This is a genomic window from Micromonospora sp. WMMD964 (assembly GCF_029581455.1).
In the GTDB taxonomy this organism is placed as follows: Bacteria; Actinomycetota; Actinomycetes; order Mycobacteriales; family Micromonosporaceae; genus Micromonospora.
In genome coordinates, this window is record NZ_CP120860.1 from 5,002,398 (window position 1) to 5,018,004 (window position 15,607).

Below are 15,607 nucleotides of genomic sequence, written 5' to 3' on the forward strand. Positions count from 1 at the left end.
TCAGGCCGTCGTCTTCGGCCGGTACGAGGCGACGATCACGCCGCTCTTGTGCACCCGGGTGTCGACCAGGTCGAACGACGCCTTGAAGTCGGTCAGCGGCACCGTCAGACTGGCGGCACCCTCCAGGACGGGGTGGATCCAGAACCGGACCTCGTCCACCAGACCCGCGTTGATCAGCTGCGCGGTGACCGAGCCGAAGCCGTACTGGATGATGTTCTTGCCCTCCTGGGCCTTGAGCGCGGTGACCGCCTCGACCAGGTCGCCCTGGAGCACCTCGGTGTTCTTCCAGGTGGGGTTGGTCAGGGTGGTCGAGGCGACGTACTTCTTGACGTTGTTGAAGTACGCAGCGCCGGTGTTCGGGTCGCTCTCGTCCATGTTCGGCCAGGCGACGGACATGCCGTCGTAGGTGGCCCGGCCCATCAGCATCGCATCGGCGTCCTCGGTCTGCGAGCCGGCGAAGGCGGCGGCCTCCTCGTCGAAGTACGGCGAGGTCCACATCGGGTTCTCGATGACACCGTCGAGGGTGACGTAGGTCGAGTTGATGAGCTTGCGCATCGGAATCTCCTGGCTGTCGGTCGTGTTCTCCGGTGACACCCAGAACTCTGCCGGTCCCCGCTTACGATTCGCTTCAGGTGCCCGAGCCCGGGTCCGAAAGCGGGTCGGCCAGCGGGATCGGCAACACCTGCGCGGCAGCCGTGCCGGTCGAGTGCGCCGGAGCGGGGCGGTCGCCGGTGCGGCTGTGCAGCCGCCCCTGCCCGGCCGACCCGGCACGCCGCATCACCTCGACGGTCACCATCCGCACCGGCGGTGGCGGCGCGGTGAAACGCCCGACCCCCCAGCGCACCCAGATCGGGATCCGCCCGGCGTCCGCCTCCGCGAGCAGCTTCTGCACCGTCCGGGAGCGGTCGGTGTGGTCGACCTCCACCACCACGGGCGGACCGTCCGGGCGGGCGCACGCCACGTCGAGGACCGAGTGTCGCTGCTGAAGTGGCGGTGGCAACGGCAGGACGCTCGGCGCGCGCCGGTAGACCCGCCAACCCTGGGCGTCGGCCCACCGCACCACCGAGTCGATCACCCGTGCGGTGACGTCGTCGGTGTCCAGGTCGACGAAGGTCAGGTCGGTCAACCAGCGGTCCAGGTCGGCGGCCAACCGCTCGCCCTGCGCCGTGACGTCCACCGGCGCAGGATAGCGCCTCAGCCGACGGTGGTCGCCGTCACGGCGAGGTGCCGGGTGAGCCAGGCGGTGGTCGCCGTACGCGCCGCCTCGGCGTTGTCGCGGGTCAGGAAGTCGTGCCCCTCACCGGTCAGGACGAGATGGGCGTACGGCGCGTCGCGGGCGGCGAGCGCCTGCGCGACCTGCGCCGACTCGCCCGCCGGCACGTTCGTGTCGTTGGCGCCGTGGATGAGCAGGAGCGGCACGTCGAGCCGGTCGAGGTGGGTCATCGGCGACAGGTCCCGCAGCAGGTCGGCGTCGCGCACCGGGTGGCCGTACTTGCTGACGGCGGCGGCGGCGATCCACGGCTCGGTGCCGGCGAAGAAGGTGTGGAAGTCGGAGATCCCGCACTCGGCGACCCCGGTGGCGAACAGTCCGGGGAAGTTCACCAGCACCGCGAGGACCAGGTAACCACCGTAGGAGCGGCCGAGGCAGCCGAGCTGCCCCGGGCGGGCCACCCCGATGTCGACGAGGTGATCGGCGCACGCCGCGACGTCGGCGATGGCACCGTAGCGGCCGGCGAGGTTGTCGGCGGCCACGAAGGTCCGGCCGAAACCCGACGAACCGCGCACGTTCGGCGCGAACACCGCGACTCCCTGCGCCACGAGAGCCTGGAACAGCGGGTTGTAGCGGGGACGCTCCTGCGCCTCCGGGCCACCGTGCAGGCTGATGGCGGTGGGCCACGGCCCCGGCCCGGCCGGACGGTAGAGCCAACCGGACAGCGGCAGCCCGTCGCGGGCACGCAGATCGACCAGTTGTGGCGCGACACCAGCGGCATCGGTACGCGCGACGTCGGTGTCCGGCCGGAGCGGACGTGGCACCCCGGTCGTCGGGTCGACCAGCCAGACCTCCCGGGGCCGCACCGACCCCTGCGCGGTGAGGCAGAGCAGACCACCCTCGGCGGCGAAGACGGCGTCGTCGAGCACCTCACCAGGGGCGGTGACGGCCCGCTGCACCCCACTGGCGAGGTCGAGCAGGCTCAGCTCGCTGCGGCCACCGTAGGTGTTCCACAGCAGGGCCGCCCGGCGTCCGTCGGCGGTCAGGGCCACCTGCTCCAGTTCGGCGTCCGGCCGCCAGGCGAGCCGGGTCGGCGTCGACTCCGGGCGGGTCGGGTCGATCCGCACCAGCCCGGCCAGCTCCGAGTACGCGTCGGTGCGGGCCAACACACTCGTCCCGTCCGGGGCGAACCAGCCCTGGTCGGTGCTGCCCCGGCCGGTGTCCGGCGACAGCCGCCGTCGTTCGCCGGTCACCACGTCGAGCAGTTCCAACCAACGGGCGTTGCGGGGGCCACGGCGCAGCAGGGCGCTGCGGGCGTCCGGGCTGACGTCCAACAGGGTGAGCAGGTCACCTTCGGCGAGCACCCGCCGGTGCCCGGTGCCCGCGTCGACCAGGACGGCGGCACCCCGCTCGGCGGTCTCGGTGACCATCAGGACCGCGCCGGCCGCCAGCCAACCGGCCGGCGTCGCGCTGCGCCGTCCGAAACCGGCGACCTGGTGGCGCCCGCTGCCGTCCGGCCGGAGCAGCCACACCTCGGTACGGGGCGCGCCGCCGGGAGCGACGACGCAGGCCAGCCACTGCCCGTCCGGGGACCAGCTCACCGCCAGCACCGGATCGTCACCGGTCGGCAGCGCGACGGCGTCATCCGCGCCGACCGCACGGACCCAGACGGCTGGCGTACCGGCCCGGTCGGAGAGGTACGCGACCCGGCCGCCGTCCGGGGACGGCGCGGGCGCGAAGTCCTCGACGACGGGCGTCGGCGTCGGCCGACGACCGGCGAGGCGGGTCCGCCGGGTGGTCCGCGGCGCCTCGATCCGTACGCTCATCTAAACCCCGATCCGCTGCAACCAGAGCTCCAGCAGCCCGAGCTGCCAGAGCGCGTTGGAGCCCAGCGTGGTCCGCCGGGCGTTCGGCGCGTCCAGCAACTCCTCCAGGTAATCCTTGCGGAACAGGCCCCGGTCGCGGGCCGACTGGGCGGTCAACGCGTCGCGGACGTCGTCGAGCAGCGGCCCGGAGAGGTGCCGGATGGCGGGCACCGGGAAGTAGCCCTTCGGCCTGTCGATCACCTCGTCGGGCACGATGCCCCGGCTCGCTGCCTTCAGCACGCCCTTGCCGCCGTGCGCCAGCTTCAACGCGGGTGGGCACGCGGCGGCCAGCTCGACGACCTCGTGGTCGAGGAACGGCACCCGGGCCTCCAACCCCCACGCCATGGTCATGTTGTCGACCCGCTTGACCGGGTCGTCGACGAGCATCACCTGGCTGTCCTGGCGTAAGGCCGCGTCCAGGGCGGTGTCCGCGCCGGGCGCGCCGAAGTGCGCGGCGACGAACTCCAGGCTGGCGTCGTGGTCGAGCATCCACTCCGGCGCCAGGTGCCCGGCGAGCGCGTCGTGCCGACGGTCGAAGAACACCCGGGCGTACGCCTCGACGGCGTCGGCGCGGGCGACGTTCGCCATCGGCGGGTACCAGTCGTAGCCGGCGAAGATCTCGTCGGCGCCCTGCCCGGACTGGACGACCGTGATCCGCTTCGAGACCTCCTCGGAGAGCAGGTGGAAGGCGACGCAGTCGTGGCTGACCATCGGCTCGCTCATCGCCGCGACGGCCTCGTGTACGGCGGGCACGAAGCGGGTAGCGCCGATCCGGATCTGCTGGTGGTCGGTGTCGAACTCACGGGCCACCAGGTCGGAGTAGTGGAACTCGTCGCCGGTCTCCCCGGCCGCCGCCTCGAAGCCGATGCTGAACGTCGCCAGGCCGGTCTGGCCCTGCTCGGCGAGCAGGGCGACGATCAGGCTGGAGTCGAGGCCGCCGGAGAGCAGCACGCCGACCGGCACGTCGGAGACCATGCGGCGGCGTACGGCGGTGCGTAACGCCGTCATGATGCGTTCCTGCCACTCCTCGGCGGACATCGGTGCGGCGGCGGCGCGGGTGAACTCCGGGCGCCAGTACACGGTTTCGGTGCTCCGCCCGTCCCCGGTGATCACCCGGATGGTGGCGGGTGGGAGCTTGCGGATGCCGGCGAGGATGGTGCGCGGCGGCGGCACCACCGAGTGGAACGTCATGTAGTGGTGCAGCGCCACCGGGTCGAGGTCGGTGTCGACGTCACCGGCGGCGAGCAGCGCCGGTAGCGTCGACGCGAAACGGATCCGGCCGGGCCCCTCGGCGAGGTAGAGCGGTTTGATGCCGAGCCGGTCGCGGGCCAGCACCAGGGTGCGCGTGGCCAGTTCGACGAGCGCGAACGCGAACATGCCGTAGAACCGTTCGACGCAGGCCGTCCCCCACCTGTGGTACGCCTTGAGGATCACCTCGGTGTCCGAGGTGGACCGGAAGGAGTAGCCGAGGGCGGTCAGCTCGTCGCGCAACTCCCGGTAGTTGTAGATGCATCCGTTGAAGACCAGGGCCAACCCCAGCTCGGGGTCGACCATCGGTTGGGCGCCCGCGTCGGACAGGTCGATGATGCGCAGTCGCCGGTGCACCAGCGCCACCGGGCCGTGCTGCCACCGGCCCTCGCCGTCCGGGCCCCGGGACGCCAGGGCGGGCAGCATCCGCTCGACGGCCGTCATGTCGGGCGGCGCCCCGTCGATGCGAAACTCACCTCCGATACCGCACATGGCATCCACCTCTCATCGACTCCGGTCGCTGACCGGTCCAGGCTTGGCGGACCGGGTTGCGCCCCGATGACGCCGGGGTCAAGCGTGGGTTACGCCGACGGCTCATCGGCTCCACCGAGCAGCCAGGTGTCCTTCGACCCGCCGCCCCGGGACGAGTTGACGATCATGCTGCCGGCCGGTGCGACGCGGGTCAGGGCCACCGGCGCCACCTCGGCGGTCTCCCCCAGGAACACGAAGGCCCGCAGGTCGACGTGGCGGGGCGCGAGTGCCGTCCCGTCGAAGACCGGGTGGGTGGTGAGCGCGATCGTCTCCTGAGCGATCCACCGGTGCGGGGCGGCGAGGATCTGCTCGCGGACGGCGTCCAACTCCTCCGCCTCCGCCCGTGGGCCGATCACCACCCGGTCGCCGCCGTACCCGTCGACCGGCTTGAGCACCAACTGATCGAGCCGGCCCAGCACGTCGGCGCGCTGCTCGGGCAGTCCGCACAGGTACGTCGGCACGTCCGGAAGCAGCGCCTTCTCCCCCAGGTAGTACTCGATGAGCCGGGGCACGTACGCGTACAGCGCCTTGTCGTCACCGACGCCGTTGCCCAGCGCGTTGGCTAGGGTCAGCCGCCCGGCGTGCACCGCCGCGAGCAGCGGCCAGCCCAGCGGCACGCCGTCGGCCCCGGGCGCGTGCAGCAACGCGTCCTCGTCCATCCGCAGGTAGATCACGTCCACCTGGCTGCGGCGACCCTCCCGGATGAGCTGGACGCGGCCCTCCTCCACGAGCAGGTCGCCGCTGCCGGCCAGCGGTACGCCCATCTCGTCGGCGAGCAGCCGGTGCTCGAACCAGGCGGGGTCACCCGGACCGCTGCTGAGCACCACCACGGCGGGCTCGTCGGCGGCGGCGGGCCCGGCGGCCACCAGTGCCCGGTACAGCATCGCCGGTGTCTCGTCGGCGGGCAGCAGGTCGTCGGGGAACGGCAGCTCGGGCAGCACCGCCCGGGTCAGCCGACGGTTCTGCACGGCGTAGCCGATGCCCGAGGGCACCCGCAGGTTGTCCTCCAGCACGTACCAGCCGCCGCCGGGGTCGCGGACGAGGTCGGTGCCGGACACCTGGGCGCGGGTGCCCCGCCGGCCCATCAACGCCCCGGTCGGGCGCAGTCCGGGTGAGGACTCCACCACCCACGCCGGGACCACGCCGTCGGCGACCACGGCCCGGTCCCCGTAGACGTCGCACAGGAAGGCGTCGAGCGCGCGGGCGCGCTGCACCAGGCCCACGCGCAGGCTCCGCCAGTCGTCGGCGGGCACCACGCGGGGCACCAGGTCGACCGGGAAGAGTCGGGTGCTCGCCTCGCCGGCCACGCTGAAGGTCACGCCCCGGGCGCGCTGCTCCTCGTCCCGGTCGTGCTCACGGTGGCGCAGCCCGTCGGCGCCGAGACCCCGCAGGGCGGCCAGCAACGGCCGGTACGCGGGCTGCGGTCCCGCCGGACCGAAGACCTCGTCGTCGGTGTGGGAGTAGACGGGCAGGGCCGGTGCGGTCGGCGCGCCGGGCAGTGGCCCCCGTACGCGTCCCCGGGTCTCGTCGAGCAGCAGGTCGACCACGTCCGCCAACCGACCGCGCCGCTCGTACGCTCGCCGCTGCCGCGCGGCGGAGCTGCCGCGGTCCAGCGCGTACCGGGTCAGCTCGCTGACCTGTTCCCAGTCCCCGGTCGCCGTCAACTGCGGACGCAGGTCGGTCACCAGTCGGCGGACCGCCTCGGCGGCGGGCACCGGTCGGGCCGAGCGGGGCAGGTCGAGCAGGTCGCCTTCGAGGCCGGAGCGGGCGGCCCGCCAGACGGCGGCGCGGAGCACCGGTGGGCGCACGGCGGTGCGCTCCACCCCGGCGCGCAGGGCGGCGACCTCCCGCCGGACGAGCGCCCGGAAGAGGCCGGTGAGCAGGACGATGGTCTCCACGTCGGCGTTGGCGTCGGTGATCCGCAGTTCCACGGTGGGCACGTGCGCCGAGGGTCGGACATCGAAGTAGATCATGGCGGGATCGGTGATGGTCTCGGACGAGATCAACTCGGCGACCAGCGCCTCGTGGTCCGCCGCGCTGCTCACCTCGCCCGGGTCACCGGCGGTGGGCCAGCGCTGCCAGACCAGCGAGCGGACGCTGGCGTAGCCGCTGTCCTGCCCCATCCAGTACGGCGAACTGGTGGAGAGGGCCAGGAGCACCGGCAGCCACGGTTGGACGCGGCGGGTGACCGCGACGGCCAGATCCCGGTCGGACACCCCGACGTGCACCTGCGCACCGCAGATCAGCTGCTCCCGGGCGAGCATCTGGTATTCGTCGAGCATCCGCCGGTAACGGGAGGTGGGGGTGACGCTGGGGTCGCCGTCGGCGCGCAGGGGCACCGTCCCCGCCGCCACGATGCCCAGCCCGGCCCGGTCGGCGACCTGCACGGCCGCCTGGCGCAGCCGGGTCAGCTCGACGCGGATCTCGTCCAGGGTGCGGCAGACCGCCGTGTTGGTCTCCACCACGCTGCGGTGCAACTCGGCGGTGAACGAGGTGGCGGGCAACCGGTCGAGCAACTCACCGGCTCGGGGGACCAACTCCCGGGTGTGCAGGTCGACGACGTGGAACTCCTCCTCCACCCCGATGGTGGCCAGGTCCGCCGGGTCACCGTCGTCCGGCGGCAGGAGCGGTTCGGGTCGGGGCCTGGGCGGGGTCCGGCCGTTGCCGGATCGCCCCAGGGGCTCGTCGAACGTGGGCGCGTTCGTGGTGTTGTCGGCCATGGTCACCCCGGTTCGCGTGTCGGCGGTCTCGACTGTCCGACGAGCGTTCCCAGGGTTGGTACCGGCTGCGTTTCCGGCGCGTTAAGGTGACGCGCTGTTCTGCCCAACCGGGCATCGGACGGACCGAACGGCCGCACCAACGCTGATCGACACGGTATCGCCGATGTCGGGGTATCCCGGTGGTGCGGATACCCCGACATCGGCGAGCTGGAGATGATCAAGACCAGGGAACGGTCAGGGTCACCTCATGTTGGCGACCACGAACGGCGCGTGGCCGTGCAGGTGGTTGTTCCATCCGCCGGTCACCGGCGCGCCGGGGCTGAGCAGGTTGGTGGTGTCGGTGCCGACGTCGAGCTTCCAGGCGGTCCAGGAGATGCCGTTGGCCTTCATCCAGTCGATCCAGGACTGCGCCTCGGGTAGGCAGGCCCGGCCGTCGAGGCCGCCGTCGGCGTTGCTGGCACCCCACTCGGTGACGAAGAGAGCCAGCCCCGCGCGGATCGCCGCGTCGCCCTTGGCACGCAGCGACGAGCCGTGCGTGCAGGAGTAGAAGTGCAGCGTGTACATCAGGTTGGTGCCGGCGACCGGGCTGGCCGCCGCCACGTCCACGTCCTGCGACCAGGTCGGGGTGCCGAGCACCACGATGTTGTCCGGGTCCGCGGCGCGGATCGCGGAGACCACCGCCTGGTGGTACGGCTTGATGACGGTGGTCCAGCTCACCTGCAGCGGCTCGTTGTAGGGCTCCCAGATGACGTTGGGCAGGTGACCGTAGCGGCGGGCCAGGTCGCCGAAGAACGCCACCGCCTGCGACTGGTTGTTCTGCGCCTCGTGGGCGTGCCAGTCGACGATCACGTACACCCCGGCGGTGACCGCGTTGTTGATGATGGTCTCCACCTGCGTGCGCGCCTTGTTCGGGTCACTGAGGTACGCGCCCGCCGGCTCGACGCCCATCGCCGCGCGGATCACCTGGAGGTTCCAGTTGTCGCGCATCCAGCGCAGCGCGGTGAGGTTCTCGGCGTACGGGGCGGTCTCCCAGTTGAGCCACATGCTGCTGATGCCGCGCAGTTGCACCCGTGCGCCGGACCTGTCGCACATCGTGGTGCCGCAGACGCGCAGTTGCCCGTGCCGTTCGACGGGTGTGCCGGTGGTCGGCGGCGGGGTGGTCGGCGGCGGGGTCGTGGGCGGAGGGGTGGTGGGTGGTGGGCCACCGGCGCAGGCTGCGCCGTTGACGGTGCAGTTCAGCGGCGTGCCGGTGCCGTTGACGAGGAACCCGAACGACGTCGACGCACCGGCGGCGAGGGTGCCGTTCCAGGACACGTTGGTGAACGTGTAGCGGCTGCCGGAGGTCGTCTGCTGCGCGTTCCACGACTGGCTGACGCTCGATGAGGACGGCAGGTCGAACTCCACCCGCCAACCGGTGATCTGCGTGGACGTGTCGTTCGTGACGGTGACCTGACCCTGGTAACCGTTGCCCCAGTTGTTCGTCACGGAGAACACGGCGGTCGCCGCGCTGGCCGGAGTGGCGGTCACGGCCAGCCCACCGGCCAACAGCCCGGCGACGGCCAGAGTCGTGACAAGTCTCAGTGCGCGCATGCTGAACCCGCTTCGGATCGACGGTGGTGGTCTGAGGCGGGGCGGCGCCTCCGCCACCATATCGATCAACAACTATGGGAGCAAGGTGTCGGACGCGGCGGCCGACGGCCGTGTGACGCCCAGCGGCTTGGTGCAGAGCACGTCCGGCTGCGGCAGGTAACCCAGCGCCCGCCAGAACCGCAGCGCGCCCGTGTCCTGCGGTAGGACCAGCAGGTTCACCCGGGGGCAGCCCAGCGCCGCCAACCGCTCCTCCAACGCGGCGACCAGCAGGCGGGCGAGACCTCGCCGCCGGTACGCCGGATCGACGGCCAGCCGCAGGATCATCCCGCGCCGGCCGTCGTACGTGCCGAGCACGACACCGGCGAGCGTCCGGTCGACCTCGGCGACCAGGAACAACTGCGGATCCCGCGTCAGCTTGGCGGTCAACTCGGCCCGGGTCAGCACGTCCCGTTCGGTAGCGGTCCACAGTGCCGCGACGCGGTCGTAGTCCGGCCAGGCGAACTCGCGGATGTGTGGCACGGCGGCTCCCCCGTCAGTCGGCGGCATCGGTCTGCCGGTGGTGACGCTACGTGCCCTCCGATGACGCGTCCCGTCCGGCGTAGCGTGGGGCGCATGCGAACCACCACGCTGGGCAGCGCAGGTCCCGAGGTCGGCGTCATCGGCCTCGGGTGCATGGGCATGAGCCACGGCTACGACATCACCGGCCCCCGCGACGACGTCACCTCGATCTCGGTCATCCACCAGGCCCTCGACCTCGGCGCCACAGTGATCGACACCTCGGACGTGTACGGGCCGTACACCAATGAGGAGCTGGTCGGGCGGGCGCTGGCCGGCGGCCACCGGGAGCGGGCCGTGCTGGCGACGAAGGTCGGCCTGGTGGCCGTCTCCCCCACCGGCGGCCCCGGCAACTCCCCCAGGATCGGCAACAACGGTCGGCCGGAGCACATCCGCGCGGCGATCGACGCGAGCCTGCGCCGGCTCGGCACCGACCACGTCGACCTCTACCAGCTGCACCGGGTCGACCCGGAGGTGCCGATCGAGGAGTCCTGGGGCGCGATGGCGGAGGTCGTGGCCGCGGGTAAGGCACGGCAGATCGGGATGTCCGAGGTGACGGTGGCCCAGATCAAGCGGGCCCAGGCGGTGCACCCGGTGGCGTCGGTGCAGTCCGAGTTGTCGCTGTGGACCCGCGACCCGCTGGCCGAGGTCCTGCCGTACTGCGTCGAGCAGGGCATCGCCTTCCTGCCGTTCTCCCCGCTCGGTCGCGGTTTCCTCACCGGACGGTTCACCTCGTTCGACGACCTGCCCGCCGACGACTTCCGGCGCGGCCTACCCCGCTTCCAGCAGGACGCGCTGCGGGCCAACCTCGCCATCGTCGCCCGGGTCCGGGAGATCGCCGAGCGGGCGGGCTTCAGCCCCGCGCAGGTCGCTCTCGCGTGGGTGGTCGCCCAGGGTGACCAGGTGATCCCGATCCCCGGGACCAAGACCCCGACGTACCTGGTGGACAACTGCGCCGCCGGCGACGTGCGGCTCAGCGCCGAGGACCTGGCCGACCTGGACGCGCTGCCCGCACCCGAGGGTGGCCGCTACTGAGGCTCCGGCGGTCCGGTGCCACGCGCGCCGGGCCGCCACCGGCGGACCGAACCGGACCGGGACCCCGACCCCGGGCGAGCGGTGACGAAGCGGTCGAGCGAGGTCGGTTCGGCGATCCGATCCCCCACCCGTACCACCATCCGGCTCGCCGCGCCCGCCGGTCCCGGCCGGCGTCGTCGGCAGCGGTAGGTGAGTCGGACGGCCGGTCGTCAGAGAAGACGGTGTCGTCGGTGGGAGGGCCAGGTCCTCTCGAGCGTGATGCCGCTGTGGCATCTAGATGCCACAGCGGCATCACGCTCGAGAGCGAGTCCGGACCCCGAGGTGCGGCATGCCTGGCCCGCCCGCCTGCCGCCCCGGGCGGGCCGCGACCGTCACCCGCCGTAGGCTTGTCGTGGGGGGCGGCGTCGATTTTTACCCCGAAACGCCTCGAAAAGGACGCTCCAGGGGTTACGGGAGGACGGTCGCGTGACGGACGGTGACGCAGAGCTGGTGGCGCTGGCGCAGGCGGGAGACGCGGCGGCGCTCGGCGCGCTGCTGGCCCGTCACGAGGCCGGGATGCGGGCCGTCGCGGTGAGCATCCTCGGTTACGGACCGGACGCCGAGGACGCGGTGCAGGACGCCATGCTGATGGCGTTGCGGCGCATCGGTGAGCTGCGCGACCCGTCCGCCGTCGGCCCGTGGTTGCGTGCCATCGTCCGCAACAACAGCCGGATGACGTTACGTCGCCCCAGAGCCGTCCCGGTGGCCGAGCCGGAGTGGTTCGCCCGCCCCGCCGACACCCCCACCCCCGAGGAGGCGCTGGACCGGGGCGCGATGCGCGACTGGGTGTGGCACGCCATCGGGCAGTTGTCCGAACCCGACCGGTTGGTCACCCTGCTGCGGTACTTCAGCGACGCCTCGTCGTACGAGCAGATCGCGGCCGTCTGCGGCATTCCGGTCGGCACCGTCCGCAGCCGGCTCAGCCACGCCCGTCGCGCTCTCTCCGACGGCCTGCGCACGGCGGCGAGCGCGGCACACACCGACGTCACCGCGTCGAACGAGTCACGGTGGCGGGAGGGTCGCGACGTCATCGCCACGGCCATGGGCGGCGACTTCGACCGGGTGGTCCGCGACAGCTGGTGGCCGGACGCCGAGATGATCGTGCCGGGCGGCCTGCGCGGCGGTCGTGACCTGGCCGTCGAGGGCATGAACCGCGACCTGACGGCGGGGGTACGCCAGCGGCTGCGCAACGTCGTGTCCAGCGGCGACGTGCTGATCTGGGAGACCGACCTGATCAGCCCAGCGGACGACCCGGAGCACTGCCCGCCGTCCGCGCTGTGGTTGCAGGTGTTGCGCGAGGGGCGGGTGCGCCGGTTCACCCTCTTCCACCCCGTCCCGGCGCGGGAGATCCGCCAGCCGGTGCTGGTCTGAGAAAACTTTCCCGATCGAGCGAACCTTCCCGTCGAACCACGCATCTGGTGGTGCGTCCTACCTCAGGACCGTGCCGGCAGACGCCGCACGAATCTCGAATCGGGAGACAGCTCATGGGTTCCACCAGCCACGACGTCGGCGCCCTCGTTCCGGGTGCCCACTCGTTCACCGTCGACGGTGTCCGGCAGGTCTACCACGTCGCCGGCACCGGCCCGGTCTGCGTGGCGCACTCCGGCGGCCCCGGCATCGAATGGTCCTACCTGCGGGCGCCGGGCCTCGAGGAACACTTCACGATGGTGTACGTCGAGCCGGTCGGCACCGGCGCGTCGGGACGACTCGACAGTGCCGACGACTACCGGATGGCGACTTATGTCCGTTTCCTGGACGCCGTCGTCACCCACCTCGGCGAGCCCCGGGTGTACCTGCTCGGGCACTCGTACGGCGGTTTCGTCATCCAGCAGTACGCCCTGGAGCACCCGGACCGGGTCGCCGGGCTCGCCCTGTACGACACCTCACCGCTCACCGGCGCCGACTTCTGGGCCGAGGCGATGACCAACCTCGCCGCCTACCCGCAGCGGCACCCGGACCGGCCGGAGGCGGCGGAGGTCCCCGCCGCTCTCCAACGGGCCCTCACCGCCGGCGACGACGAGACGCTGAGCGCCGGCCTGAGCGCCGCGCTACCGGTGTACTTCGCGGACTTCTGGGCCCGGCAGGCCGAGTTCGCCCCGTTGCAGGCGGGTCTGCGGGCCTGGGTGGCGCCGGCGGGCGCACCGGACCCGGTGCCCTTCGACGTACGCGACCGGCTCGGTGAGATCACCGTGCCGGCCGTGGTGATCGTCGGGGCACACGACTTCATCTGCGGCCCCCGCTTCGCCGAGGAGATGCACGCGGGACTGAAGGACTCGCGGCTGGTGCTGCTGGAGCAGAGCGGGCACTTCGGGCACATCGAGCAGCCGGTGGAGTTCACCGAGGCCGTGGTGGAGCTGCTGAAGCGGTGACGTCCGCGCCGCCCCCGACGCCGGTTCGTCACAGCGGGCAGACCTCGAGGGCTGCCGGTGTTGCACGGTCATAGGCTTGGCACTTCGCTGCGCCGTGACGAAGGAGAGACCGCCGTGAGCCAGACGGATTCCGTGGACGAGTGGAACGTTGCCGAGGACGACGGTGTCCTGGACGCCTCCGACACGCTTGACGACGACCGGGTCGGCGACCCTCTCGACACCGGCATCGTCGCCGAGGACCACTGGACGGCGGCGAACCGGTTCGGCACCACGCCGGCCGAGGAGCGGGCGGGCGAGTCCCTGGAGCAGCACCTCGCCCAGGAGGTGCCGGACGTCGACCCGTACGCCGAGGACGGCGACGACGAGGACGAGCTGACCCGCCGGGGGTACGAGGCCGAGGCGCGCGCCGGCCGTCTCGTCGCGTACGACGAGGGCGTCCGGGAGGACGACGAGGCCGAGTCGGTGGCGTGGGACGCCGGGATCGACGCGGGTGCCGCCAGCGCCGAGGAAGCCGCGATCCACGTGATCGAGGACCCGGACGGGCCCGGCGACGGCCCGCTGCGCTGACGACCGTACGACACCGCCGCGCTCACCATCGGTGGATGGTGAGCGCGGCGGGCGTGCCGATCAGTGGATGACGACTGGCGTCTTGACGAGGTCGCCCTGCGGGTCGTCGAGCTGCGCCGGCTGGCGTCGGCGCGGCAGCAGTGCGGCCGGCACGAACGTGAGCAGGACCAGCGCGAACGCGACCCAGAACGTGGCCGCGAACGACTTGGCGGCGAAGTCGAGCCCACTCTGGATGATCGACGGGTCCACCGGCATCTGCTCGAGCAGCTCCGGCCGTTGCTGGGAGGCGATGGCCAGCCCGGCCTCGGTGACCGGCTTGCCGCTCTCGTCCACCAGGCCGGGGATCGGCCGGGAGCCGTTCAGCTCGTTGGTGAGGATCACCGACATCACGGCGGCGCCGACCGACCCGCCGATCTGCTGGAGGATGTTGACCAGCGTCGAGCCGCGCGCCACCTCCTGCGCCTGCAACGTCCGCAGCGCCGACGTCATGATCGGCATCATCGTGCCGCCCATGCCCAGGCCCATCACGAACAGCGAGCCGCCGAGCAGCCAGTACGAGGTCTGCGGGTCGACCTGGGTGAAGCCGAAGAACCCGGCGACGATGAGCGCCAGCGCGAACGGCACGGTGCGCCCGATCGGCACCCGGTCGGCCAGCGTGCCGGCGATCGGCATGGTGATCATCGCGCCGATGCCCTGCGGGGCCATCAGCAGACCGGCGGCCAGCGTCGACTCGCCGCGCACCTGCAGGAAGTAGCTCGGGAACAGCAGGCCCGCGCCCATGAACGCGATGATGAACACGAACAGCGTCACCGAGGCGACGGTCAGGCTGCGGTTGCGGAACAGCCGCAGGTCGAGCAGCGGATGCTGGGGCTTGAACGAGTAGAGCACGAACGCCACCACCAGCGCGCCGCCGACCAGCATCGGGGCCCACACCTTGGCCTCGGCGAACGTGCCCACCTCCGGCAGGGACGAGACGCCGTAGAGGAAGAGGGCCAGACCCGGCGAGAGCATGATCATGCCGACGAAGTCGAACGACTCGGACGGCTCGGGGGCGTCCTTCGGCAGCGCCATCTGCGCGTACACCAGCGCGATGACGCCGATCGGGATGTTGATCAGGAAGATCCAGTGCCAGCTCGCGGTGTCGATCAGCCAGCCGCCGAGGATCGGGCCGCCGATCGGGCCGAGCAGCATCGGGATGCCGAGGACGGCCATCAGCCGGCCGATCCGGTGCGGGCCCGCGGCGCGGGTCATGATGGTCATGCCCAGCGGCATGAGCATGCCGCCACCGAGGCCCTGCAGCACGCGGTAGCCGATCAGCTCGCCGATCGTGTCGGCCGTGGCACAGAGCCCCGACCCGATCGTGAACAGAGCCAGCGCCACCATGTAGAGGCGCTTGGTGCCGAACCGGTCCGCCGCCCACCCGCTGAGCGGGATCACGGTGGCCAAGGCGAGGGTGTACGCGGTCATGGTCCACGCCACCCGGGCGTAGGACGCGTCGAACTCGGTCTGGAATGTGGGCAGCGCCACGCTGACCACCGTCACGTCGAGGATCGACATGATCGCGCCAAGGACGACGACGCCCGCCACCTTGAGCACCGCGGCGTCGAGTTTGTCCGATGTCGCGACGGATTGCTGTGTCACAAACTCTCCTGAGGTCGAATGAGCCGGCCAGTGGTGGGCGGTGGCGGCGATGCCGCGCCGACCAGGCGCGGGGCGCGTCGTACCAGGACGACGACGCGCGCAGGAAGAGTATCGGTCGGATGCGACAGTCCGCCGCCGGTTTACCGCCCCACGGGGCGTCGCAGCCGAACGGCCGTCCGATTGGAGCCGGACGGCCGGGCCCAGCCAGGGATCACGAATCCCTGGACAAAGCGCACC

12 protein-coding genes are annotated in these 15,607 nt (G+C 72.0%); 4 read left to right on the plus strand and 8 right to left on the minus strand.

Annotation, left to right across the window (positions count from 1 at the left end; genetic code table 11):
• The 7 genes from O7616_RS22985 to O7616_RS23015 all read right to left on the minus strand — a co-directional run bounded on the left by O7616_RS22985 (window position 1) and on the right by O7616_RS23015 (window position 9,683).
• Window positions 1–555 (minus strand): dihydrofolate reductase family protein, encoded by a 555-nt coding sequence (locus tag O7616_RS22985; protein WP_282303879.1) that lies wholly within the window; start codon window positions 553–555, stop codon window positions 1–3.
• A gap of 73 nt (window positions 556–628) precedes the next feature.
• A complete protein-coding gene (locus O7616_RS22990) occupies window positions 629–1,177 on the minus strand; it encodes a hypothetical protein (RefSeq protein ID WP_282303880.1) in 549 nt (182 codons plus the stop codon).
• 17 nt (window positions 1,178–1,194) lie between these two features.
• Entirely contained in the window at window positions 1,195–3,036 is a 1,842-nt protein-coding gene (locus O7616_RS22995; protein WP_282303881.1) for a prolyl oligopeptidase family serine peptidase, read from the minus strand.
• Complete coding sequence (locus O7616_RS23000; RefSeq protein ID WP_282303882.1) at window positions 3,037–4,815, minus strand: N-acetylglutaminylglutamine amidotransferase; 1,779 nt, start codon at window positions 4,813–4,815, stop codon at window positions 3,037–3,039.
• A gap of 89 nt (window positions 4,816–4,904) precedes the next feature.
• A complete protein-coding gene (locus O7616_RS23005) occupies window positions 4,905–7,574 on the minus strand; it encodes a carboxylate--amine ligase/circularly permuted type 2 ATP-grasp protein (RefSeq protein ID WP_282303883.1) in 2,670 nt (889 codons plus the stop codon).
• 240 nt (window positions 7,575–7,814) lie between these two features.
• Entirely contained in the window at window positions 7,815–9,164 is a 1,350-nt protein-coding gene (locus O7616_RS23010; RefSeq protein ID WP_282303884.1) for a cellulase family glycosylhydrolase, read from the minus strand.
• A 72-nt stretch (window positions 9,165–9,236) separates the two neighbouring features.
• A complete protein-coding gene (locus O7616_RS23015) occupies window positions 9,237–9,683 on the minus strand; it encodes a GNAT family N-acetyltransferase (protein WP_282303885.1) in 447 nt (148 codons plus the stop codon).
• Between the two features lie 93 nt (window positions 9,684–9,776).
• Between O7616_RS23015 and O7616_RS23020 the strand changes: the two genes are divergently transcribed.
• The 4 genes from O7616_RS23020 to O7616_RS23035 all read left to right on the plus strand — a co-directional run bounded on the left by O7616_RS23020 (window position 9,777) and on the right by O7616_RS23035 (window position 13,729).
• Complete coding sequence (locus tag O7616_RS23020) at window positions 9,777–10,754, plus strand: aldo/keto reductase (RefSeq protein WP_282303886.1); 978 nt, start codon at window positions 9,777–9,779, stop codon at window positions 10,752–10,754.
• A 465-nt stretch (window positions 10,755–11,219) separates the two neighbouring features.
• Entirely contained in the window at window positions 11,220–12,164 is a 945-nt protein-coding gene (locus O7616_RS23025; protein ID WP_282303887.1) for a sigma-70 family RNA polymerase sigma factor, read from the plus strand.
• A 113-nt stretch (window positions 12,165–12,277) separates the two neighbouring features.
• A complete protein-coding gene (locus O7616_RS23030) occupies window positions 12,278–13,162 on the plus strand; it encodes an alpha/beta hydrolase (protein WP_282258957.1) in 885 nt (294 codons plus the stop codon).
• A gap of 114 nt (window positions 13,163–13,276) precedes the next feature.
• Entirely contained in the window at window positions 13,277–13,729 is a 453-nt protein-coding gene (locus O7616_RS23035) for a DUF5709 domain-containing protein (RefSeq protein ID WP_145780891.1), read from the plus strand.
• 60 nt (window positions 13,730–13,789) lie between these two features.
• Here O7616_RS23035 and O7616_RS23040 read toward each other — a convergent pair whose 3' ends face one another.
• Window positions 13,790–15,370: a DHA2 family efflux MFS transporter permease subunit gene (locus O7616_RS23040; protein WP_282303888.1), complete on the minus strand. Its 1,581-nt coding sequence runs from the start codon at window positions 15,368–15,370 to the stop codon at window positions 13,790–13,792.
• Window positions 15,371–15,607: the final 237 nt, after the last annotated feature.

Coding starts and splice junctions, on each gene's coding strand:
- O7616_RS23020 (WP_282303886.1), top strand. CDS start 9,777: ATGCGAACCACCACGCTGGGCAGCGCAGGTCCCGAGGTCGGCGTCATC.
- O7616_RS23005 (WP_282303883.1), bottom strand. CDS start 7,574: ATGGCCGACAACACCACGAACGCGCCCACGTTCGACGAGCCCCTGGGG.
- O7616_RS23000 (WP_282303882.1), bottom strand. CDS start 4,815: ATGTGCGGTATCGGAGGTGAGTTTCGCATCGACGGGGCGCCGCCCGAC.
- O7616_RS22995 (WP_282303881.1), bottom strand. CDS start 3,036: ATGAGCGTACGGATCGAGGCGCCGCGGACCACCCGGCGGACCCGCCTC.
- O7616_RS23030 (WP_282258957.1), top strand. CDS start 12,278: ATGGGTTCCACCAGCCACGACGTCGGCGCCCTCGTTCCGGGTGCCCAC.
- O7616_RS22985 (WP_282303879.1), bottom strand. CDS start 555: ATGCGCAAGCTCATCAACTCGACCTACGTCACCCTCGACGGTGTCATC.
- O7616_RS23010 (WP_282303884.1), bottom strand. CDS start 9,164: ATGCGCGCACTGAGACTTGTCACGACTCTGGCCGTCGCCGGGCTGTTG.